At 65.7% G+C, this 22308-nt stretch carries 18 protein-coding genes; 7 read left to right on the plus strand and 11 right to left on the minus strand.

Features of this window, described 5'->3' with window-relative positions:
* Positions 1 to 636 precede the first annotated feature (636 nt).
* On the plus strand, positions 637 to 2334 hold the full coding sequence (locus tag QX135_RS29725) for a methyl-accepting chemotaxis protein (protein ID WP_315740622.1): 1698 nt from the start codon (positions 637 to 639) through the stop codon (positions 2332 to 2334).
* Between the two features lie 23 nt (positions 2335 to 2357).
* On the opposite strand, the gene QX135_RS29730 is transcribed toward QX135_RS29725, so the two are convergent.
* From QX135_RS29730 to QX135_RS29750, 5 genes are all read right to left on the minus strand, one after another.
* Positions 2358 to 2819: an NUDIX domain-containing protein gene (locus tag QX135_RS29730; RefSeq protein WP_316178981.1), complete on the minus strand. Its 462-nt coding sequence runs from the start codon at positions 2817 to 2819 to the stop codon at positions 2358 to 2360.
* Between the two features lie 4 nt (positions 2820 to 2823).
* Positions 2824 to 4065: a DUF763 domain-containing protein gene (locus tag QX135_RS29735; protein WP_316178983.1), complete on the minus strand. Its 1242-nt coding sequence runs from the start codon at positions 4063 to 4065 to the stop codon at positions 2824 to 2826.
* An 87-nt stretch (positions 4066 to 4152) separates the two neighbouring features.
* Positions 4153 to 5133 carry a homoserine O-succinyltransferase gene (locus QX135_RS29740; RefSeq protein ID WP_316178985.1) on the minus strand — a complete coding sequence of 327 codons (981 nt, stop codon included), beginning with the start codon at positions 5131 to 5133 and terminating at the stop codon, positions 4153 to 4155.
* A 12-nt stretch (positions 5134 to 5145) separates the two neighbouring features.
* A complete protein-coding gene (locus QX135_RS29745; protein ID WP_316178987.1) occupies positions 5146 to 6450 on the minus strand; it encodes an O-acetylhomoserine aminocarboxypropyltransferase/cysteine synthase family protein in 1305 nt (434 codons plus the stop codon).
* 150 nt (positions 6451 to 6600) lie between these two features.
* A complete protein-coding gene (locus QX135_RS29750; protein WP_316178989.1) occupies positions 6601 to 7560 on the minus strand; it encodes an alpha/beta hydrolase in 960 nt (319 codons plus the stop codon).
* 141 nt (positions 7561 to 7701) lie between these two features.
* Here QX135_RS29750 and QX135_RS29755 point away from each other — a divergent pair, with 141 nt between their 5' ends.
* Positions 7702 to 8589 (plus strand): branched-chain amino acid aminotransferase, encoded by an 888-nt coding sequence (locus QX135_RS29755; protein WP_315778511.1) that lies wholly within the window; start codon positions 7702 to 7704, stop codon positions 8587 to 8589.
* 1 nt (position 8590) lies between these two features.
* On the opposite strand, the gene QX135_RS29760 is transcribed toward QX135_RS29755, so the two are convergent.
* Genes QX135_RS29760 through QX135_RS29770 form a run of 3 tightly spaced genes read right to left on the minus strand, consistent with a single transcriptional unit; the run spans position 8591 to position 11743 of the window.
* Entirely contained in the window at positions 8591 to 9472 is an 882-nt protein-coding gene (locus tag QX135_RS29760; protein ID WP_316178991.1) for an acyl-CoA acyltransferase, read from the minus strand.
* A 39-nt stretch (positions 9473 to 9511) separates the two neighbouring features.
* Complete coding sequence (locus tag QX135_RS29765) at positions 9512 to 10474, minus strand: amino acid--[acyl-carrier-protein] ligase (RefSeq protein ID WP_316178993.1); 963 nt, start codon at positions 10472 to 10474, stop codon at positions 9512 to 9514.
* 42 nt (positions 10475 to 10516) lie between these two features.
* Positions 10517 to 11743, minus strand: a complete 1227-nt coding sequence (locus QX135_RS29770) for an acyl-CoA dehydrogenase family protein (RefSeq protein ID WP_316178995.1) — start codon at positions 11741 to 11743, stop codon at positions 10517 to 10519.
* 341 nt (positions 11744 to 12084) lie between these two features.
* On the opposite strand from QX135_RS29770, the gene QX135_RS29775 reads away from it, so the two are divergent.
* The 3 genes from QX135_RS29775 to mtnA all read left to right on the plus strand — a co-directional run bounded on the left by QX135_RS29775 (position 12085) and on the right by mtnA (position 14443).
* Complete coding sequence (locus tag QX135_RS29775; RefSeq protein WP_316178997.1) at positions 12085 to 12357, plus strand: phosphopantetheine-binding protein; 273 nt, start codon at positions 12085 to 12087, stop codon at positions 12355 to 12357.
* A 90-nt stretch (positions 12358 to 12447) separates the two neighbouring features.
* Positions 12448 to 13323 (plus strand): S-methyl-5'-thioadenosine phosphorylase, encoded by an 876-nt coding sequence (locus tag QX135_RS29780; protein WP_315778504.1) that lies wholly within the window; start codon positions 12448 to 12450, stop codon positions 13321 to 13323.
* A gap of 13 nt (positions 13324 to 13336) precedes the next feature.
* On the plus strand, positions 13337 to 14443 hold the full coding sequence (gene mtnA / locus QX135_RS29785; protein WP_315740610.1) for an S-methyl-5-thioribose-1-phosphate isomerase: 1107 nt from the start codon (positions 13337 to 13339) through the stop codon (positions 14441 to 14443).
* A gap of 122 nt (positions 14444 to 14565) precedes the next feature.
* Here the strand turns inward: mtnA and QX135_RS29790 are convergent, their stop codons facing one another.
* Positions 14566 to 15201 (minus strand): HAD-IA family hydrolase, encoded by a 636-nt coding sequence (locus QX135_RS29790; RefSeq protein ID WP_316162356.1) that lies wholly within the window; start codon positions 15199 to 15201, stop codon positions 14566 to 14568.
* A 90-nt stretch (positions 15202 to 15291) separates the two neighbouring features.
* Here QX135_RS29790 and QX135_RS29795 point away from each other — a divergent pair, with 90 nt between their 5' ends.
* Together QX135_RS29795 and QX135_RS29800 are read left to right on the plus strand one after the other, a co-directional pair.
* Positions 15292 to 16062, plus strand: a complete 771-nt coding sequence (locus tag QX135_RS29795) for a S1 family peptidase (protein ID WP_316227616.1) — start codon at positions 15292 to 15294, stop codon at positions 16060 to 16062.
* A gap of 110 nt (positions 16063 to 16172) precedes the next feature.
* A complete protein-coding gene (locus QX135_RS29800; RefSeq protein WP_316179000.1) occupies positions 16173 to 17675 on the plus strand; it encodes an NAD(P)/FAD-dependent oxidoreductase in 1503 nt (500 codons plus the stop codon).
* Between the two features lie 217 nt (positions 17676 to 17892).
* Here QX135_RS29800 and QX135_RS29805 read toward each other — a convergent pair whose 3' ends face one another.
* Positions 17893 to 18810 (minus strand): response regulator transcription factor, encoded by a 918-nt coding sequence (locus QX135_RS29805; protein WP_316179002.1) that lies wholly within the window; start codon positions 18808 to 18810, stop codon positions 17893 to 17895.
* Positions 18800 to 22174, minus strand: a complete 3375-nt coding sequence (locus QX135_RS29810; protein ID WP_316179004.1) for an ATP-binding protein — start codon at positions 22172 to 22174, stop codon at positions 18800 to 18802. Before QX135_RS29810 ends, QX135_RS29805 begins: the two co-directional genes overlap by 11 nt.
* Positions 22175 to 22308: the final 134 nt, after the last annotated feature.

The following is a 22308-nucleotide window of genomic DNA, read 5'->3' on the forward strand; positions in this document are numbered from 1 at the left end:
CCGCCTCATCGACGAGGGGCGCTGCGCATCGTCAGGAGCGTTGGGGTGGGATGTGATGGACGGGCAGGCGCCGACTGACGAGCGGCGCCGGCACGGACGGTCAAGTCGCATGGTCCTGGCATCCCGATGCTGATGCCTGCGTGGCGTGCCTTTGGCGCGTTGTCGCAAACGGGGGCAAGAACGCCGGTCCCCGGGGAGAGTGCGAAGCAGCCGTAACACCATTGCGCAGGGAAGGCCGGGCAGAACCGGTTGAACCTGTGGTTCCTGCCCCGTGCATTCCTTTCCGCACGGGGGCCGCAGGAATCAGCCGATGCCTGGTCTTCCCTGCGCCCTCGATGACGTGAGGGCTTCGCTGCACAAAGCTCGGGCGCCTGACGCGTCGCGACAACGCAACTCCGTGGGGACTCGACACCCAATCGGGTGGAACTGGTGCGAACCGGCCCTTTCAATTATCGCATGTTAATTCGAGCGATCGTCGCGCAATGCCGCGCTGGTTGTTCTCTGGCATAAGTTCGCGTGAACGGACGTTTCCAGTCCAAAGACTAATTAGTTCGCCAGTGTTCGGGCGGCACGGATAGCAAACCATTAATGTAGGGTTGGTATCGTGCATACAGTCCACGCAACGAGAACCAGAAAATGCGACACCTGACTGTCTATCAGCGTCTCGCGGCGATCATCGCCGTGATGTCGATCGCACTGTTCGCCGTCTCCGCCATGCAGATCCTGATGCTGCGCGGAACCGTTCTCGAGGAGCGGCAGACCATGGTCCGCAACCTCGTCGAGTCCGCCGTCAAGGTGCTGAGCTATTATGACGCCGCGGCGACCGCCGGCAAGGTCGCGCCGGAGCAGGCGCGGCAGCAGGCCTACGCCGCGATCGGCGCAATGCGCTGGGGCCAGTACAACGACTATCTCGGCGTCTACGGAACCGGATCGTCGGATGCGGGCGTGACCTATGTCCATGCCAACCCGAAATACATCAACGTCAACCGCTGGGACTTCAAGGATTCCACCGGCAAGCTCCTGATCCAGGACATCGTGCGCACGGCGCGCGCCGGCGGCGGCTTCGTCGAGTACAAGGTGCCGCGCGCCGGGGGGACGACCGAGCTGCCGAAGATGTCCTACGTCGGCGCCTATGGCAGCGGCGACAAGATGCTGGCGATCCAGGCCGGCGTGTATGTCGACGACATCGACGCAGTCGTCTATCAGCGTGCGATGTGGGCCGGCTTCGGCGCGCTTGCCGGTCTGCTGGTCGCCGCGGTCGTCGCCTTCTGGCTCGGACGCAGCGTCGTCGTTCCGCTCGACCGCACCTGCGTCGTGATGGACGAGCTGACCAAGGGCAATCTGGGCCTCGAGGTGCCGTTCACCGATCGCAGGAACGAGATCGGCCGCATGGCGCGCAGCCTGCAGATCTTCAAGGACCATCTCGCCGAGAGCGAGCGCCTCCGGGCCGAGCAGGAGCAGTCCAAGCAGCAGGCCGCCGAGGAGCGCCGCACGGTGCTGGTGCGGATCGCCGACGAGTTCGAGCGCTCGATCGGCGGCGTGATCCAGACCACCGCGACCGCCGCCGGCGAGCTGCAGACCTCCGCGCAATCGATGTCGAGCATCGTCGCCGGCACCACCGACCAGAGCGCGAAGGTGGCCGCGGCCGCCGAGCAGACCGCCAAGAACGTGCAGACGGTGTCGGCCTCCGCCGAGCAGTTGTCGTCATCGATCCAGGAGATCGCCAAGCAGGTCACGCAGTCGTCGTCGATCGCCCAGAACGCGGTCGGGCAGGCGACGCGGACGGAGGCGATGGTCGACAGGCTGGTCCACGCGTCGCAGAAGATCGGCGAGGTGATGGCGCTGATCCAGACCATCGCGGGGCAGACAAACCTGCTGGCGCTGAACGCCACCATCGAATCGGCGCGTGCCGGCGAGGCCGGCAAGGGCTTCGCGGTCGTCGCCAACGAGGTCAAGGCGCTGTCGGCGCAGACCGCCAAGGCGACCGAGGAGATCACCAGCCAGATCGAAGCCATCCGCGACGCCACCGGCTCGACGGTCAACGCCATCCGTGAGATCGGCGCGACCATCGGCCAGATGAACGAGATCACCGACGCGATCGCAGCCGCGGTCGAGGAGCAGGGCGCTGCGACCAAGGAAATCGCCCGCAGCGTGCAGCAGGCGGCGCAGGGCACGCAGGGGGTCATGCAGCACATTGTCGGCGTGCGCGAGGCGTCCGGCCAGGTCGGCGCCGCGGCGGCACAGGTGTTGAGTGCGGCCTCGCAGCTCGGCAGCCAGTCGGATCAGCTCAAGACCCAGACCGGGCGATTCCTCGGCAACGTCCGCGCGGCGTGATGTCGGCGGCGGATGGTGACAGCTCACCCTCCGCCGATCTCCACGAGACGGTCGAGCAGCGCGGCCTGCGCCGGATTGATCCGGACCCTCGCCTCGGCGAGGTCGAACCAGGCGGCGCGGTCCACCTCGGGAAAGCGCTGGATACGGCCGCTGCGCGGCGGCCATTCGAGCTCGAACGCGTTGCTGGTGATGCTGTCGGCATCGAGGTCGGTCTCGGCGGCGAACGCCTCGAGCACCTTGCCGCCGCGCTGCCTGATCTCGCCGAGCGGCAGCAGCGACGCCGTCAGCGTCGTGCCGAGCTCCTCGGCAAATTCGCGCCGCGCCACCGCCTCGGCCGCCTCGCCGGCGCCGAACTCGCCCTTCGGGATCGACCAGGCGCCGAGATCCTTGTTGCGCCAGAACGGGCCGCCGGGATGCACCAGGAGCACTTCCAATCCGTTGGAGGTCCTGCGAAAGGCGAGCACGCCCGCGCTGCGTGCCGGCATCGCCTTATGCCTCGCCGGTGCGCTGGATGAGGTCGCGCTCCCAGCCGAACACCGAACGGCCGTCGAGCTCTGGCGAGGCGGCGCGCTCGGTCGCGATGTAGGCATCGAGCGAGGGGCCGGTCGCGCTGCGCTCCAGCCGGCGCGCCTGGTCGTCGAGCCGCTTCAGCGCCGACAGTGCCTCGTCGCGGCCGAGCTTGGCGTTGCCGACGGCCGATTTGAGCACGCGGATGGTCTCGTCATAGACCTTGATCGGCACCGGATAGGGATGCCGGTCCTTGCCGCCATGCGCCAGCGAGAACCGTGCCGGGTCGCTGAATCGATATGGCGCGCCATGCACGACCTCGGCGACCATGGCGAGCGAGCGCACGGTGCGGGCGCCGACGCCCGGCGTCAGCAGCAGGTCGGGGAAGTCGACCGGGCCGCGCTCGGCAGCCGCCGCCAGCGTGCCGTGGAGGCGGCGGGCGAATACGTCCTTCGGCCTGACGTCGTGATGCGCCGGCATGACCAGATGCGGCAGCAGGCCCTGGGTGGGCTCCGGCGTGCTCAGCCGTTCGAACTCGGAGACGACGCGGTCGGGGCCGAGCTCGGTGAGCAGCTCGAGCTGGGCGTCGCGCGACGGCGCGGCGCGCTTGTCGGTGAGGTTGACGATCTCGCCCTGGACGGGACCATCGATGGCGCTGTGCGGCGCGTCGACGAAGCTCGCAAGCTGCTGCGAATGCCAATGGTAGCGCCGGGCCTGGCGCGCGTCGCCATTCATGCCCTGCTGCACCACGGTCCATTTGCCGTCCGATGTGACGAAGAAGCCGTGCAGATAGAGGTCGAAGCCGTCCTGCACCGCGGCGCTGTCGACCTTGGCGACGAGCTTGCTGGTCCGGACCAGCTCCTCGCCGTCGAGGCCGAGCCGGTCGCTGAGCAGGCGCAGCTCGTCGGGCGTCTTGCGCGAATGCTCACCGCGGCCGCCGCAGACGAAGATGCCGAGCTCGCCGGACAGCGGCTTCAGCCCGCGCTTCAGCGCGCCGATCACGCTCGTGGTGATGCCGGAGGAATGCCAGTCCATGCCCATGACGGCGCCGAACGACTGGAACCAGAACGGATGCGACATTCGCGCCAGGAATTCGTCGCGGCCGTAATGATGCACGATCGCCTGGGTGATGATGGCGCCGAGCGAGGCCATGCGCGTGCCGAGCCAAGCCGGGACGCGCCCGGAATGGAGCGGAAGATCGGCGCTGCCGGTGCGTCGGGCCATCGGAACCTTGCAGGCGAAGTGTGTCGTGCCAATCTAACAGATAGCGCGCGATTGCGCGATCGCCCCGATGAAAGGCGGGCCTTGGCGCTATCCGGTTTGCCCGAGATGGCCGATCCAGTTCCTGAACAGCGTCTGGGCGGCGCTTTCGGCGGCGAGATCGGGCCGCAGCGTCAATCCCGGGAGTTCGGCCGCCAGCGTCGGGTCGCGCCTTTCCTTGGCCCGCCACTCGAACGCGTTGAGCACCGCCTCGGTCTCGGCGCTGAAATAGGATTTCGGCAGCCGCGGGTAGTCGTCGCGCTGCCCGGCGAGAAAGCGCGCGATGTCACGCATGTATTCGCGCTGCAGGGAGAGCGCGTCATATTCGGGATGGCCCTGGAAGAACACGAATCGGCTCGGCGTCGAGCGCGCGAAAATGTCGACGCCGACTTCGTCCGAGCGGGTCAGGATGTCGTAGCCGCGCTCCGCCAGCAGCGGCTCGTTGACCGCGTTGAGGCGGGAGTGCGGCACCTGAAGCGGCAAATGGATGCCGTGCGTGAGCCAGTCGTCCTGGACCTTCACGCAGTCGAAGATGCCGGAGCATTTGCTCGCAAGCCGCTGCCGCTCGATGTCGTCCAGGTGCAGCACGGCCGCGTGGGCCGCGAGACACGACCAGATCGTCGAGCGCGTATTGGTTCTGGCCCAGTCGATCACGGAGGTGAGGTCCGACCAATAAGGTTCGTCGCGCAATGTCGCGGCGACAGGCTCGGCGCCGGTCACGATCAGGCCGTCGATGCCGAGCCGATCGAGCGACCCGATGTCCGCGTAGGACTGGGCGACGTGGCTCCTGGCCGCTTGCGAGCGCAAGATGGAGGGCAGCGAGAAGCAGTGCAGGCGGATGCGGACGTGCCGCGGCGCGCACTGCTGCAGCAGGCGGGCGATCTGGAGATCGGTCGCCTTCAGGGCGCTGTCCGGCATGTTGTTGACGAGGCCGATCGAAAGCTCGATCGGGCGCCCTCTGCGGTCGTCGAACTCGGCGGGCGCGAGGGCAGGGCTCGCGATCCTGCGATGTCGGTCGAACAGCAGGGTCATCGGCTGATCGCTCTACTCCGCCGCATCCAACTGACGCGGACGAGGGCAGGCCTGGGCGAGCGCCTGGTCGAGATCCTCGATGATGTCACTGACATGCTCGATGCCGATCGACAGCCGGATCGTCTCGGGGAGGACGCCCGCCTTGCGCTGGTCGTCCGGCGGCATCTGCCGATGCGTGGTCGATGCGGGATGGCAGGCCAGCGACTTCGCATCGCCGATATTGACCAGCCGCGTGACGAGCTTCAGGGCGTCGTAGAACGCCTTGCCCGCCTCCATGCCGCCCTTGATCCCGAACGTGAACAGCGACGACGCCCGGCCGTCGAGATATTTCTGGACCAGGGGGTAATAGCGGCTGTCGGCGAAGCCGGCGTAGTTGACCCACGCCACGCGCGGATCGTTGCGCAGGAATTCGGCGACCTTTTGCGCATTCTCGACGTGGCGCTCCATGCGCAGCGCGACCGTCTCGATGCCCTGCAGCAGCAGGAAGGCATTGAACGGCGACAGCACCGCACCCATGGTCCGCTGATAGACGCTGCGCGCGCGCTGGATGTAGGCGCTGCGGCCGAAATGATCGGTGTAGATCATCCCGTGATAGGACGCGTCGGGCTGGGTGAAGGCGGGAAAACGGTCGGCATGATCCTTCCAGGGGAAGTTGCCGCTGTCGACCAGCATGCCGCCCAGCGTCGTGCCATGACCGCCGAGAAACTTGGTCAGCGAATGCACCGCGATGTCGGCGCCGTAATCGAACGGCCGCAGCAGGATCGGTGTTGCGACGGTGTTGTCGACGATCAGCGGCACGCCGTTGCGATGCGCAACCTTCGCCAGCGCCTCGATGTCGCAGACATTGCCGGCGGGATTGCCGATCGTCTCGGCGAACACGGCCTTGGTGTTTTCGTCGATGAGACGTTCGATGGCATCGGGCGCATCGCTTTCGGCAAAGCGCCCGGTGATGCCTTGGCGCGGCAGGATGTGACCGAGCAGCGTGTGCGTGGTGCCATAGAGCTGCGGCACCGAGACGATGTTGCCGCCGCCATCGGCCAGATTGACGAATGCGAAGTGAAGCGCAGCCTGCCCGGTGCCGACGGCGAGCGCGCCGACGCCGCCCTCGAGCTCGGTGACGCGCTTCTCGAGCACCGCCGTGGTCGGATTGGAGATACGGCTGTAGCGGTAGCCCTCGGCTTCGAGATTGAACAGCGCGGCGCCGTGATCGGCGCTGTCGAAGGCGTAGGCGGCGGTCTGATAGATCGGAACCGCGACGGCCTTGGTGGTCGCCTCCGGTTCATAGCCGGCGTGGATTGCAATCGTCTCATTGCGCATCGGCGATCTCCACTCCCGCATCCGTCCACAATGCAGGTTGCACGTATTCCGCGAGGGGTGTCGTTGTAGGAGCGCAGGCGTAAAGCGGGCAATAATTCGCGACAAGAACGACGAAATAACCCTAACGATGTGTGGCCGGTAAGCTTCGAATTAGCGTGCGGTTGGGACCGGGAGGAGGGACCGAATTTGCTGTCCGACCAGATCCAGTGCTGCTTTGGCCTGCGGCAGGATCGCGCCAAGCGCGTGAAAATTGTGGACCATGCCGTTGTGACAGACATGCGCGACCGTGACACCAGCTTCCGCGAGCCGTGCCGCGTAGGCATTGCCCTCGTCACGCATCGCGTCGAATTCCGCGGTGTGGATCACGGCGGGGGGAAGCCCAGCCAGCGTCTCACGGCACAACGGCGATATCAGTGGATTGGCGACATCAACCTCGCCAACCAGATAGTCGGCGAGGTCGGCCTGCCAGGTCGCCCTGTCGATCAGGTGGCCGGTCCCGAACAGCTCGCGCGACGGCCAGAAATTGGAGAAATCGAGCACTGGACAGATCAGGCACTGCAGCGCGATCCTGAGATTGGTGCTGCCGACGGCCTGCTGACAAACGGCGGCGGCGAGCGTGGCGCCCGCGGAATCGCCGCCGATCACAATCCGACCGCCGTCGATGCCGAGCGCGGCCGCGCGATCGATGGCGAAGTGAACCGCCGCGATCGCATCCTCGATCGCTGCGGGGAACTTGTGCTCAGGCGCGAGGCGGTAGTCGATCGAGAGCAGCCGACAGCCGGAGGCGGCGGCAAGCGCGGCGGCGACCTTGTCGTGCGTGTCGATGCTGCCTGCCACGAGACCGCCGCCGTGAAAGTAGACGAAGCCGGGGAGGGGCGCCCCAGTATCATCCGGGCCTGCTGCAGGCGTATACAGGCGATAACGAAGCAGCCCGGAGGGCCCGGAGAAATTGCCGTCCCGCGTGATGACGGCGCCGCAGTCGTTGCGCGCGAATTGCATCAGCTTGGCGAGCGACTGCCGCCGCTGCGCGGGGCCCGGACGCTCCTGGCTTTCCGGCACAGCGGCAGCCACCATCGAAAGCAGGCGCTGGGCGCGAGGGTCGAGCGGCATGACAGCTCCAATTAACCAAGGCATCGGGCATTGTGCCCATCAGCAGTGAATCGATCGTGAGCAGCAGGTCGCGACGGGGAAATCCTTAAAATATTCACGCCAGAAGTGCAGACACGATCGATGCCGAACGGGAGCGCCGCCATGACCCACATCGTCAAGCCTGTCAGCTACTCGCAGACCTGGACCTTCTTCGACGGCGAATGGCGCGAGGGCAATGCGCCGATCATGGGCGTCCGGACCCACGCGACATGGCTCGCGTCGACCGTGTTCGACGGGGCACGCGCATTCGAAGGCGTGACGCCAGATCTCGATCGCCACTGCGCGCGCGTGAATCAGTCCGCGATCAATTTCCGGCTCAAGCCGGTGGTGGACGTCGAGACCTGGATGGGGTTGGCGCGGGAGGGGATCGCGCGGTTCGGAGCGAGAGCCGAGCTCTACATCCGCCCGATGTACTGGGCGCAGCATGGCGCCGGCGGCGGTGTCCTGTTCGATCCCGAGACCACCAATTGGTGCCTTTGCATCTATGAAGCGCCGATGCCGCAGCCGACGGGCAACGCCATCACGCTGTCGCCGTTCCGGCGGCCGACCGCCGAGTGCGCGCCGGTCGATGCCAAGGCGGCCTGCCTCTATCCGAACAATTCGCGCGCGCTGATCGAGGCGGCCTCGCGCGGCTTCAACAATTGCCTGATGCTCGATCTGCTCGGCAACGTCGCCGAGTTCGGCAATGCCAACGTGTTCATGGTCAAGGACGGCGTGGTGTTCACGCCGGTGCCGAACGGCACGTTTCTCAACGGGATCACCCGCCAGCGCGTGGCCGAGCTGCTGCGAGCCGACGGCGTCAGCGTGGTCGAGACCACGCTGCGCTATGCGGACTTCCTGGCCGCCGACGAGATCTTCTCGTCGGGCAATTTCGCCAAGGTCGCACCGGTCATTCGCATCGATGACCGGGCCCTGCCGATCGGTCCGGTGTTCAGCCGTGCGCGCCGGCTGTATTGGGACTATGCGCATGAGGTCAGGGCAGCCGCCTGAGCTAGGGGCCGTACAGCGGCAGCTCGGTGTCGCTGAGATCGCCGAGGCGCGGCGGCTGCGGTCCCTTGATGTACTTCCGGCCGCGCCGCTCGGTGTAGATGCCGACGAGACCGTCAATCGGCCCGTTAGCGTCGATGATGACAGAAACGGCGGCGCGACGCAGCAGCAGGCGGCCGACGGTACCGGCGCAGGAAACGTAGTCGGAGATGCTGCGGCAGTAGATCAGCTGCATCGCAGGCAATGCGAAGCGTCCCTGCCGGATGCGGACCTTCTGCAGCACCAGCGGAACGGGGCCCGCCGTCGATCGCACCACCACGCTGAGGCAGCCATGGCGCGCGTGGCGTATCAGCAATTCGGCCTCATCCGACGGAACGCCATCCACGGTGCGGGCGTCTGCCCTGACCTTCTCAACCGTCGAACTGAGGCCAGCCAGCGACAGCGCGGGCATCGAAAAGAACAGGCCGCTGCAATAGGCGCGAAATCCTTGCGCCTCAATGATCGGCCAGGTCTGCCTTGCGGCGCTGATATTGACGTAAGTGACCTCCGGCCGACGCTGCGCGATTCTCGTCAGCATCGTCGCGTAGTTGCGAAAGGCGGGTTCGACATACCAGCTCGACAGATTGCACCAGATCTGCGGCTCCGCAGGCGTGCCGCGATCGCTGTAGATGACGAGCAGGACGCCGACCGCATTGCCGTCTTGCTCGAGCAGATAGCCGTAGCGTGGATAGCCGTCGGGCGTCGGGCGCGCGGCTTGCCGCTGCAGGCCGCTCGACCAATAGCCGCGGGGCCGCCGGGGGAAGCCGCGTGTCAAGAGATCGGTGATCGCGTCCAGATCGGAGTCTCCGATCTCGCGGCACCGGATCGGCGGCTTGGGCGCGCCCATGAGATGTTCTGCCGATCCCTCGACGGCGGCTTCGTGGCGTCAGCCGACGGTGCTTGCCTGGCGCTCGAACTGCAGCGCTTCCCGTACGCGCGACGGCCAGCGCGTCGGATCGATGCCGTGGGTGTGGAATAGCGCGACCGCGAGGCGATCCATGCCGAAAGCCACGCAACCGGTGTGCGCCGGTGCACCATCGGCGTCGATGATGCCCCAGGTGGTGCCGAAATGCTCGCGGTGATAGTTGAAGCTCATGCAGGCGGTCGGCTGCTCTTCCGAGCGCAGAGGCACTAGCAGCTCGAATTTCAACGCCTGCTGCTTCTGGCTGACCGCCTTCATCTGGCCGACGCGGCCGAAGAACGGGTCGCTGGCGTGATCGACCCGGAACGACAGGCCGAGATCGCGGGCAATCGCCTGCGCCTTCACCATCCAGCGGTCACGGAATGCCGAGACGTCGTCGGGCGTGCCGATGCAGACATATTCACGCATCCGGAACGACTGCAGGCGGTCGAGATAACGCGACGGCTCGCGGCGGAAGCAATCGGCCGCGACGTCGAAGCGCAGGCCGTCGACCGGCACGGCGCCGCGGCTCGCCGCGATCGGATAGACCGGATAGCAGGCCGCGGGCGACAGCACGAGGTCGGCTGGTGACAATGAGGTGGTCCAGTCGCCGCCCTTGTCGAAACGTGCCACGGCCTCGTGGATGTCCCGCTCGGTGCCGTGCAGGCCGCAGACGCAGCCGAGCAGGTTGGGGAAACTCTTGAGATAGCCCGACTTTTCGAGCTGGGCGCGGCTCATGACCGGCGGAAAGCGCATGACCTCCGTGCCGGGCTCGCGATGTCGCGTGATGAGCGTCGTGAGCCGCTCCACCACGCCTTCATACAGCGCGGTCCGCGCATAGACGCCATCTGCGCCCATGCGATGGAACAGGGCGCGGGTCAAATGATCGAGCGCGTCGGCCGGCTGGGGCGCAATCTCGGGCGACTGCGGAAGAACGGGAATCGTCATTGTGCAAATCCTGAGTGGAGGCAATGGCTGCGATCGGCGTGATCATTCATGGAGCGAGGTCGGTACCGTGCTCATCAAGTTGGCCGTGGCAATGTTTGTGAGAATACGGTCGTTGTTGATCATGATCGGCGCCGACAGAACGTCTCGGAGGTGGCGGCCGATCGAGAACTCGCCGTCGTTGCGATAACCCGAGAGGCCGCAGGCGCGCATGGCATGCATTACGGTCTCGACGGCAAGTTCCGAGGCCTGCACCTTCAACAGCGTGATCGAGGATTGGAAGTCGAGCGAGCTCAGCGCCCGCTCGTCATATTCGTGGGCGACGAAGGCATCCATGTTGGTGACGATCATTGCGCGCAGCCGGGCCAGCGCCATCTTCGCCGCGGTGTAATGCGCAGCTGCCGGCGGCAGCTGTCCGCCGGCGCCGCGTGCGGCCTTGCGCAGGAAGCGCTGAGAGCGCTCCACGGCAGCCGCAGCGATGCCGGCCCAGGCCGACGACCAGCACAGATGTGCGAACGGCGTCATCGTCTGGCCGTGGATGCGATCGTAGGGCTCGGTGAACATGCGGTCGGAGGGACAGCTCACCTCGAGCGCGAATCCGGTTGAGCAGGTGCCGCGCATGCCCAGCGTTTCCCAGCCAAGGGTGCGCGAGATCGTGTAGTCATCCTGGGTCAGGGCCAGCAGCACCTGGTCGGAGGCGGCGGCGCCGTCGGTGCGCCGGGCAATCGTGACGAGGCCATCGGCTTCCGCGCCATAGGAGATCACCGTGGCGTCGCGCTTCAAGGTGATACGATCACCCTCGTGACCGACGGCCGCCGCGCTGGCGCGGATGTTGCCGCCGTTCTGTCCCTCGGTGGTGGACGACGCCATCAGCAGCTGCTCGGATGCGATCCGGCGCATCAGAGATTCCATGTAAGCGCTGCCGCGGCCGTGACGAACCAGGCAGGCGACCTTGGTCTGGTGCATGGCGAAGATCATGGCGCTGGAGGCGCAGGCACGGCCGAGCGCATAGCAGACGTCGGCAATGTCGTGGATCGAGGCGCCGAAGCCACCGAACTCGACGGGTATCTGCATCCCGAGCAGCTTGTGCTCGCGTGCCGCATCGATCGCGGCCTTCGGGAAGCGGCCGTCACGGTCGACCTCTTCGGCCTCCGCCGCGGCCTGCGTCGCAACAGCGGCGGTCCGCTGGACGAATAAGGAGCTGCGATCGAGCAGGAGGCTGTCGCCGTCGTCGGGGATCGGGTTGCGAAGCGCGGTTCCCTGGAGAGTCATGGTCGATCGATACTCCGGATCTTGTCTCTTTGAGAGAGCGGCACGCGCATCCGCAGTAGCAGGCCGATGCGCTGCGCCTTCTTTGGGCTGCAACGCAGGGTATGGATTTGATTCAAATGCGTCGACGAAATTCAGGGTAAACGCCGCGCAATCGACGGGTGGGGGTTAATTTCCGGTTGGTTCGATCCGAGAATTTTGGACCAAGCCGTTAGCGTTAAGACGAGTTCAGACTGGAATGGGGATGCGGCGTAACTCTTTCGACGCCGAATTGCGTTATCTCCCCTGCGCGTGCGTCGATCAGATCCGACGCGCCGGAACAAGTCGCGAGTGAAGAGGACCCCATGCCGAGTTTCGATGTCGATGTCAGTCGCAGGATCGTGGCGCTCGTGCGTGATATCCTCGCGCAGAATTCTACGGCCGCCGACGTGGCGGCGGATGCCAAGCTCGTCGATGTCGGGCTGACCTCGATGGACATGGTCAACCTGATGCTGGCGATCGAGGCGGAGTTCGATTTCACCATTCCGCAGGAGCGGATCACGCCGGAGAACTTCCAGTCCATCGCAACGCTGGAGCGCCTGGTGAGCGGTCAGTTGGCGGCAGCGAAGGCCGCCTGACCCAGTTGCCATGCCCCGCGGATCACCGCGTCGCTGTTTTCAATTCGCCGCAAAGCTGGCATTCTCGTCTCCGCTGGAGATGGGGACGTCATGACGAAGGCTGTGCTTGGCATTATCGGCGGCTCGGGCATCTATGATCTGCCGGGACTGGAAGATGCCCGCGAAGAGGTGATCGCGAGTCCCTGGGGTGAGCCGTCGGCGCCGGTACGCCGGGGGACGATCGCGGGCCTGCCGATCGTGTTCCTGCCGCGCCATGACAAGGGACACCGGCTGTCCCCGTCCGACATCAATTACCGCGCCAATATCGACGTGCTGAAGCGTGCTGGTGTCACCGACCTGGTGTCGCTGTCGGCCTGCGGCTCGTTCAAGGAAGAGCTCCCGCCGGGCACCTTCGTGCTGGTCGATCAGTTCGTCGATCGCACCTACAAGCGCGAGAGCTCGTTCTTCGGCAGGGGGTGTGTCGCCCACGTCTCGATGGCGCATCCGGTTTCACCGCGGTTGCGGATTCATCTCGCGGCTGCGGCCGAGGCCGAGGGCATCGCGATCGCGCGCGGCGGCACCTACGTCTGCATGGAGGGGCCGCAATTCTCGACCTATGCCGAAAGCATGACCTACAAGGCGTCAGGCTATTCGGTCATCGGCATGACCAACATGCCGGAGGCGAAGCTCGCCCGCGAGGCCGAGATCTGCTACGCGACGGTCGCGATGGTGACCGACTTCGACTGCTGGCATCCGGATCACGACGCCGTCACCGTGCAGGATATCATTCGCGTGCTCACCACCAACGCCGACAAGGCGAAATCGCTGGTGGCGCGGCTCGCCCAGGAGTTTCCGCGCGAGCATGAACCGTGCCCGATCGGCTCCGACCGAGCGCTCGACACCGCCTTGATCACTGCGCCGGAGGCGCGCGATCCCGAGCTTCTGAAGAAGCTCGATGCGATCGCAGGCCGTATCTTGCGTGGTTGAGGGGAGATCGAACATGAAGGTGGACGGCAGGCACTATCGCAGCATCTGGCTCGACTCCGACGGCTGGTCGGTCTGCGCGATCGATCAACGCCGATTGCCGCACGAGTTCGTGGTGGCGAAGATCACGACATGCGAGGAGGCGGCGGACGCGATCCGCGGCATGCTGGTCCGCGGTGCGCCGCTGATCGGCGCCACCGCCGCGTTCGGCATGGCGCTGGCGATGCGCGACGACCGCTCCGATCCTGGCATCGACCGCGCCTACGAGATGCTGATCGCGACGCGGCCGACGGCGATCAACCTGAAATGGGCGCTCGACACGATGAGCACGATGCTGCGCCGGCTGGCACCGTCGGAGCGGCGCGATGCGGCCTATTCGCGCGCCGTCGACATTGCCGGCGAGGACGTCACGATCAACCAGGGCATCGCCGCGCACGGTTTCGCGCTGATCGAGGCGGCCGCGGCGCGCAAGAAGCCGGGCGAAGTCGTGAACGTGCTGACCCACTGCAATGCCGGCTGGCTTGCGACCGTCGATTGGGGCACGGCGACCGCGCCGATCTATCTTGCGCACGATCGCGGCATTCCGATCCATGTCTGGGTCGACGAGACACGGCCGCGCAATCAAGGCGCCTCGCTGACCGCTTGGGAACTCGGGCATCACGGCGTGGCGCATACCGTCATCCCGGACAACACCGGCGGCCATCTCATGCAGCATGGGATGGTCGATCTCGCCATCGTCGGCACCGACCGCGTCGCCGCCAATGGCGACGTCTGCAACAAGATCGGCACCTATCTCAAGGCACTGGCCGCGCACGACAATGGCGTGCCGTTTTATGTCGCGCTGCCGTCGCCGACGATCGACTTCGCCGTTGCCGAGGGACGGCAGATCCCGATCGAGCAGCGCAGCGCGCAGGAGGTTACTGAGATGACGGGTCGCACCGCCGACGGTCGCATCGAGACCGTGCGCATCGTTCCGCCGGGCTCGCCGGTTGCGAACTACGGCTTCGACGTCACCCCGGCACGGCTGGTGACGGGGTTGATCACGGAGCGCGGCGTGCTGCAGGCTGACGGCGCGGCGCTGGCGGCCGCATTTCCCGAGCGGGCGAACCAAACGAACTATTAATATCCTCGTCATTGCGAGCGCAGCGACGTGTCCGCCGAAGCCCAAAGGGCGAAGGCGGAAGCAATCCAGAATCCCGCGAAGCCTCCGGCTCGCTTCAGCGCAAGAGCGCCGCGCAATGACGATCAGCGCAGGCGCAGTCCCGTCGCGGCTTCCAGCTCCGTAATCGCCTGCGATGCGCTGACAACCTTGATCGTCGTCATGCCCATCTCGCGCGCCGGCTTCAGGTTGACGCCGAGATCGTCGAGGTAGACGCAGTCCGCGGGGCTGACGCCGAGCGTCTCGGTCATCATCCGGTAGATCCGCGGATCGGGCTTGCGCAGCCCGATCTTGGCCGATTCGATCACGTGATCGAACAGCACCATCACCTCCGCGACGTACAACGAGCGGCCGCCCTGGCTGCCGATTGCGTTCGCCGGCAGATTGTTGGTGATGCAGCCGGTCTTGCACTCCGCCTTGATGCGGCGGAGCGCCTCGACCATGCCGGGCCGGAGATCGCCGGCGAGCAGCGGCAGCACCTCGCGCCCGCTGACCGCTGCGCCACCGAGCGCCAGCGACTCCTCCGCAAACAGCCGGTCGAAAGTGTCGAGGTCGATCTCGGCGCGCTCGAATTTCGCCCAGGCGTTCTCGAGATGGTTGGCAGCATTGGTGTTGCGGATGATGTCGGCAGGATAGCCGCGCTCCTTCTCGAACCGCGCGAAGGCCTCGAACGGCGATGTCGTCATCACGCCACCGAAATCAAAGATCACCGCCTCGACCATGTCAGTCCCGTCCTCCCTCGATTCCCGGATGATCGCTAGCACGGGACGCCGCACTTGGCGATATCGGCCGCAGCCGCTATTGCTGCCGCGATGAAGCCGTCTCACGCAATCATTGCAGCCGCCGTCCTGCTGGCGCCATCGCCAATCCTTGCCATCGTCGGCAACGCGCCGGCGCTGAATGACGGCATCGGCCGCTCCGTGGTCACGATCGTCGGCTCGCGCGGCAATTTTTGCAGCGGCGCACTGATTGCCCCGAAGCTGGTGCTGACCGCCGGACATTGCGTGCAGCCGGGGCTCGATTACCGCATCGTGGAATACGATCGTGACCGCAAGCCGGTTCTCAAGACGGTCCGACGGGTGGCGGTGCATCCGAGCTTCAGCGTGCAGGCCATCGTGGCGCATCGCGCCACCGCCGATGTCGCGCTGCTGGAATTGGAGGTGCCCGTGAAAGAACGCGTGCCAGCGGCGCTTGGCGTGCCGCAGCCGCCGCTTGCCGCCGGCAACGCGTTCACGGTCGCAGGGATCGGTGTCGCTGTCCCAGGCGACGGAAAGAGCGGCGGCATGGTGCGCGGGGCGGCGTTGGTTGCGACGGGCAAACCGGGCACGCTGCAGATCCGGCTCGTCGATCCGGCGACGCAAGGCGTGCGGCCCGGATTGGGCGGCTGCACCGGCGACTCCGGCGGGCCTGCTTTCGAGACGCAGCCGCAAGGTCAGGTGCTGATCGGCGTCATCTCATGGTCGACCGGACCGAATCTCGGCGACGGCTGCGGCGGCATGACCGGCGTCACGCCGCTCACGCTGTATCGCGACTGGGTCGCACAGACCGCGCGGCAATGGGGCATGCCGCTCAGCGGAAATTGAGATCGTTCAGGGCTGGGTTGCGGCTCGCGGTCGCGGGTTGACCATCGTCGTGATCGGGTTCAGCCTGTCGCGCGAGGAAACAACATCAAGACCAAAGCCCAGGGACTCCCATGAACGTCATCGCGCCCATCCGGGAGGCCGCGTCCTCGCACGCGACCGAACATTTCGACGTGCTGATCGTCGGCGCCGGCATCTCCGGTGTCGGCAGCGCCTATCAGTTGACCAAGCAGATGCCCGACAAGCGCTTCGTGATCCTGGAGAGCCAGGACAGCTTTGGCGGCACCTGGCGGACGCACCGCTATCCCGGTATCCGCTCCGACAGCGACCTGCATACGTTCGGCTACAGCTTCAAGCCATGGGTCGGGCCGCCGATCGCGACCGCGGAAGAGATCCTCAACTACATGGGCGACGTGATCGAGGAGAACGACCTTGGCCGCCACATTCGCTATGGCCACCTCATCCTGTCCGCGAGTTGGTCGAGCGCGACCAGTCTCTGGACGGTCCAAGCGGTGAAGGGCAGGGATCACGAGCCCGTCACCTTTACAACGAATTTTCTCTGGATGTGCCAGGGCTACTACCGACACTCAAAGGGCTACACGCCGGAGTGGCCGGACATGGCGAAGTTCAAGGGCCGCATCGTCCATCCGCAGTTGTGGCCCGAGGATCTCGATCTCACGGGCAAGCAGGTCGTGGTGATCGGCTCCGGTGCGACGGCCGCGACCATCCTGCCCTCGATCGCCGGCCAATGCGCGCATGTGACGATGCTGCAGCGGTCGCCGACCTACTTCCGCGTTGGCCGCAATGCGATCGAGCTGGCCGAGGAGCTGCGGAGACTGCAGGTGAAGGAGGAATGGATCCATGAGATCGTCAGGCGCAAGATCCTGTTCGAACAGGATTGGTTCACCAAGCGCTGCCTGACCGAGCCCGACCAGGTGAAGAAGGAGCTGATCGGCCAGATCAGCGCCATCCTCGGACCCGACTACACCGCCAAGCACTTCACCCCGAGCTACCGTCCGTGGCGGCAGCGTATCGCCTTCGTGCCGGATGCCGACCTGTTCGAGGGCATCAAGAGCGGCAAGGCCTCGGTCGTGACCGACGAGATCGAGCGGTTCACCGAGACAGGCATCAAGCTCAAGTCTGGCGACGAGCTGCACGCCGACATCGTCGTCACCGCGACCGGCTTCGATCTCTGCGTGCTCGGCGACATCGCGTTTACGATCGACGGCAAGCCGCTCGACTTCGCTGACACCGTGACCTATCGCGGCATGATGTTCACCGGCGTGCCGAACCTGGCCTGGGTGTTCGGCTATTTCCGCGCCAGTTGGACGTTGCGCACGGACCTTGTCGCGGATTTCGTGTGCCGCCTGCTCGCGCACATGAAAGAAAAAGGTGTGAGCAAGGTCGTGCCGGCGCTGCGCCCGGAGGATCACAACATGCCGCTGCTGCCATGGATCGACCCGGAGAACTTCAACCCCGGCTACATGATGCGCAACATGCATCTGCTGCCCAAGCGCGGCGACAAGCCGGAGTGGCAGCACAGCCAGGACTATTGGAGCGAGAAGGACCAGATCCCGGCAATCGATCTGGATGATCCGGCGTTCGTGTACGGGTGAGCTTTTAACGGCCGGTGTGCCGCTCCAAAGACGGCGTCGTCCCCGCGAAAGCGGGGATCCATAGCCACCGGCAGGTGTGCTGGGCACAACGTCAACTTTCGTCCTGCCTCAAGCGACATCACGCGGTATGGGTCCCGGGTCGGCGCCCGCCGGCGCTTCGCGCCGCAGGGCTTGCCCGGGACGACAGTGATGGTTGGGGCCCGCTGGTCGGCTCGCCTCAACCCTCCCGCCGCGCCACACCGGTCGCGACAGCCGCGGCGGCGGTACGGTTCTCGACGCCGAGCTTGGCGTAGATCTGCTCGAGGTGCTTGTCGACGGTGCGCGGGCTCAGTCCCAGGATTTGCGCGATGTCGCGGTTGGTCTTGCCCTTGGACAGCCATGACAGCACCTCGCCCTCGCGCGTGGTGAGACCGAACGCGCTGGAGAACTGCTTGGGCAGCTCGCCGGAGGACTCCTTGGCGAGCCGCAGCAGGAACTCGTTCGGCCCGGCTCCACCCATGTAGTAGAGGCGCAATTCGGGATGATCGGGAATCGAAGCGGCGGCCTTGGCGCTGCCTTTGCCGTTCTGCGCCTGATCCAGCCAGAGCCGCAGCGCTTCCGGCAGCACGAGCTCCTCCGCCGTGCCAAAACTGTCCGACAACAGCTTCTGAGCTTGCGGCGTTGCCCACATCAGCCGGCCGTCGCGGTTGACGGCGAGGAGGAAGCGGCCGGAGACGTCGAGCGCGGCGCGCGCGCTCTGCGTCATCCGGGCGTTGGCGAGATGCACGCGGATGCGCGCCAGCATCTCCGAGACGGCGATCGGCTTCGTGACGTAGTCGACTCCGCCGGCCTCCAGTCCCTGCACGATGTGCTCGGTGTCGGCGAGCCCGGTCATGAAGATCACGGGGACGTTGGAGAGGCCTGTCTCGCGCTTGAGCTTGCGGCAGGTCTCGAAGCCGTCCATGCCGGGCATGACCGCATCGAGCAGGATGATGTCCGGCGTGATCTGGTCGATAATGCGCATGGCCGCGGCGCCATCGAGCGCAACCATGACGGTCATGCCGGCCCCATCCAGCGCGTCGGTGAGCAGCCGAAGCGTCTCCGGCGAGTCGTCGACGACAAGCGCGACGTCGCGCTTCTTGCTGTCAATGCTCATAGGCGTGCAAGGTCTTCAGAGTTGCCATGTACTGATCGAGATCGAAGCGGTCGATGAGCGTGCGCATCTGGGCGACGAAGTCGGCATGCTCGGGATGCGCGTTGCGGATCTCGTCGAGCTTGAGCTGAATGGCTCTGATGTAGCCGATCTGGCCGAGGCTCATCAGCTCTTCGACATATTTGAGCGGCGGCCGGGATCCGGTGTCCGGCCGCCAGCGTGGCGGGGCCACGGGCATGTCGGTCTGGTAGCTCCATTCGAGCTTCAGCAATTGACGTATCGCCTCCAGCAGCCTTGGGATGTCGATCGGCTTCATCAGGTAGCTGTCGTGAAAGGGTTGCGCCAACGGCCGGCCGTGCGCTTCGAGCGCGCTCGCAGATGTCATCAGGATCCGGGCCTGATGATGACCGCTGTTGCGCAAGGTCTCGGCCACTGTCCAGCCGTCCATGCCGGGCATCGAGATGTCCAGAATGAACAGATCCGGCTGGCAGTGTTGTGCGAGCGCGAGGCAGGCGGGACCGTCGGGCGCGCTCAGCAGGATGAAGCCGAGCGGCGTCAGCACCTCGCGCAGCAGGTCGCGATGCACAGGATCATCGTCGGTGATCAGGATCGTCCTGCGCGGCCCGAGATAGCCGGCCACCGGCGCCTTCACCGGCGCATGCCGCGTCGGGTTTGTCACCTCGGACAGCAGGATCTTGACCTTGAACGTACTGCCGGCGCCGACGCTGCTCTCGACCTTGATGTCGCCGCCCATGACGCCGGCGAGCAGACGGCTGATCGTCAGGCCCAGTCCCGTGCCGGTCTGCGGCTGCGCGGCCCCGAGCGCGCCGCGCTCGAAGGGCGCGAAGATGCGCTCCAGATCGTCGGGCTGGATGCCCGGGCCGGTGTCGATCACCTCGAACTCGGCCACCGGGCTCCGATAGTGCACGACGAACTGGACGCTGCCTTCCCCGGTGAACTTGATCGCGTTCGACAGCAGGTTGATCAGGATCTGGCGCAGCCGCTTCTCGTCGGCATAGACGACCAGCGGCAGGACCGCCGGCCGCTTGAATACGAAGTCGACGCCCTTCGCCGCAGCCTGCAATCGGAACATGCCCACGAGCTGATCCAGGAATTCGCTGAGACGGACCTCGTCGCGCGACAGATACAGCCGCCCGGCTTCGATCTTGGAAATGTCGAGAATGCCGTCGATCAGGCCGGACAGATGATCGGCGCTGCGGCGGACGACGCGAACCTGGTCCCGCGGCTTCGGTGCGAGGCTCGTGTCCTGCTCGAGCAGTTGCGCATAGCCGGAGATCGCGTTCAGCGGCGAGCGCAGCTCATGGCTGAGGCCGACCACATAGCGGCTCTTGGCGAGATTGGCTGATTCTGCAACTTCCTTGGCGCGCTGCAACTCTGCATCGGTGCGCTTGTGCGCCTCGATCTCCTGAATCAACAGCTGGGTCTGCCGCCGCGTCTCGTCTTCGGCCGCACGGCGGCTCTGCTGGGCCAGTACGAACAGCCACGTCACGACACCGATGATGATGGAGAGGGCGAAGAACACCTTCCACAGCACATCGGAGATGATGCCCTTGAAGCCCGGCAGCGCCGCCGACGTCTCCAGATAGATCATGCCGAGCGTCAGCGCGACGAGCCCGGCCGATGTCAGAAATACACCGACATAATGACCGAGCTGCGAGTTGAACTTGGCCAGCAACGACTCTGGCAGCATGCCGCTGAGCGCCGCTGCGACCTGAGCCTGGGCCCGCGCGTGCGGCTTGCACAGGTCGTGGCAGCGGGCATCGAGCGAGCAGCACAGCGAGCAGATCGGACCGGCATAGGCCGGGCAGGAGGCGGTATCCTCCGGTTCGAAGTGATGCTCACAGATGCAGCATTGGATCTGCTCGATGTTCTGCCAGCTCCGCTTCGGCTTGCGTGCCAGATAGTATTTGCCGTCGGTCAGATAGGCGATCGCAGGCGCGGTGACGAGCGCGACGCCGAGCGCGACGAAGGTCGATAGCGCCTTTCCGGTCGGCCCGAACAGGCCATAGAAGGCGCTGATCGAGACGATCGTCGCGATCGTCATCGCGCCGACCCCGACCGGGTTGATGTCGTAGAGATGGGCGCGCTTGAACTCCATCTGCGGCGGGCGCAGGCCCAGCGGCTTGTTGATCACGAGGTCGGCCACCAGCGCGCCCACCCAGGAGATCGCGATGTTGGAGTACAGCGCCAGCGTCTGCTCCAGCGCCTTGTAGACGCCGATCTCCATCAGCAGCAGCGCGACGACGACGTTGAACACGAGCCAAACCACGCGGCCGGGGTGGCTGTGCGTCAGGCGCGAGAAGAAGTTCGACCAGGCGATCGAGCCGGCATAGGCGTTGGTGACGTTGATCTTGATCTGGGAGACGATCACGAAGGTGCCGGTCAACGCAAGCGCCAAGTCCGGCCGGGCCAGTACATAACGGAACGCCTCCAGATACATGTGTGCCGGTTCGGCGGCGTGCTCGGCCGAGACGCCGTGGCTCAGCGCGAAGAAGGCGAGGAACGAGCCTGCCAGCAGCTTCAGTGCCCCGAGCACGATCCAGCCGGGGCCAGCCGACAACAGCGCGATCCACCACGACCGTTTGGACGTGCGGCGGTCACGCGGCAGGAAGCGCAGGAAGTCGACCTGCTCGCCGATTTGGGCGACCAGCGAGAACACGACCGCCGCGGCGGTCCCGAACAGCGCCAGATCGAGATGGCCCATGGGATCGCCGTGCTCGCCGGGAAACTGCTGCCATTCGACGAAGGAGTGCGGGCTGGCATAGGCGATCGCGGCAAAGGGGAGGATGTGCAGCACGACCCACAGGGGCTGTGTCCACAGCTGGAAGCGGCTGATCAGCGTGATGCCGTAGGTGACGAGCGGGATGATGACAACGGCGCTGATGAGATAGCCGATCGGCCGGGGAATGCCGAAGCACATCTCCAGCGCCGAAGCCAGGATGACCGCCTCGATGGCGAAGAAGATGAAGGTGAACGACGCGTAGATCAGCGAGGTGATGGTCGAGCCGATATAGCCGAAGCCGGCGCCGCGGGTCAGCAGGTCGATGTCGATGCCGCATTTGGCCGCATGGTAGGCAATCGGCAGGCCGCAGCAGAAGATGATCACACTGGCGACCAGGATCGCGGCGGTCGCGTTGGCGACGCCATAGTTCAAGGTGATGGTGCCGCCGATCGCCTCAAGTGCGAGGAACGAGATCGCGCCCAGCGCCGTGTTGGCGACGCGGGCGGCGGACCAGCGCCGCGCGCTCTTGGCCGTAAAGCGGAGTGCATAGTCCTCCAACGTCTGGTTGGCGACCCACTGGTTGTATTGGCGCCTGACGCGGTCGATCCGCTGCCGCCCTGCCACTCTCGAACTCCTCACGCGAAGCGGATCGCCCGCACGCTTTGTCCTGCCGCTCGCAAGACCTACGCAGAGCCTACGTCGCGCTTTTGCGGTGCAGTATACGCAATCTTGCGTATCCGTGCGTTGCACAAAGCGCG

It is taken from the genome of Bradyrhizobium sp. SZCCHNR1098, assembly GCF_032489375.1.
Lineage (GTDB): Bacteria > Pseudomonadota > Alphaproteobacteria > Rhizobiales > Xanthobacteraceae > Bradyrhizobium.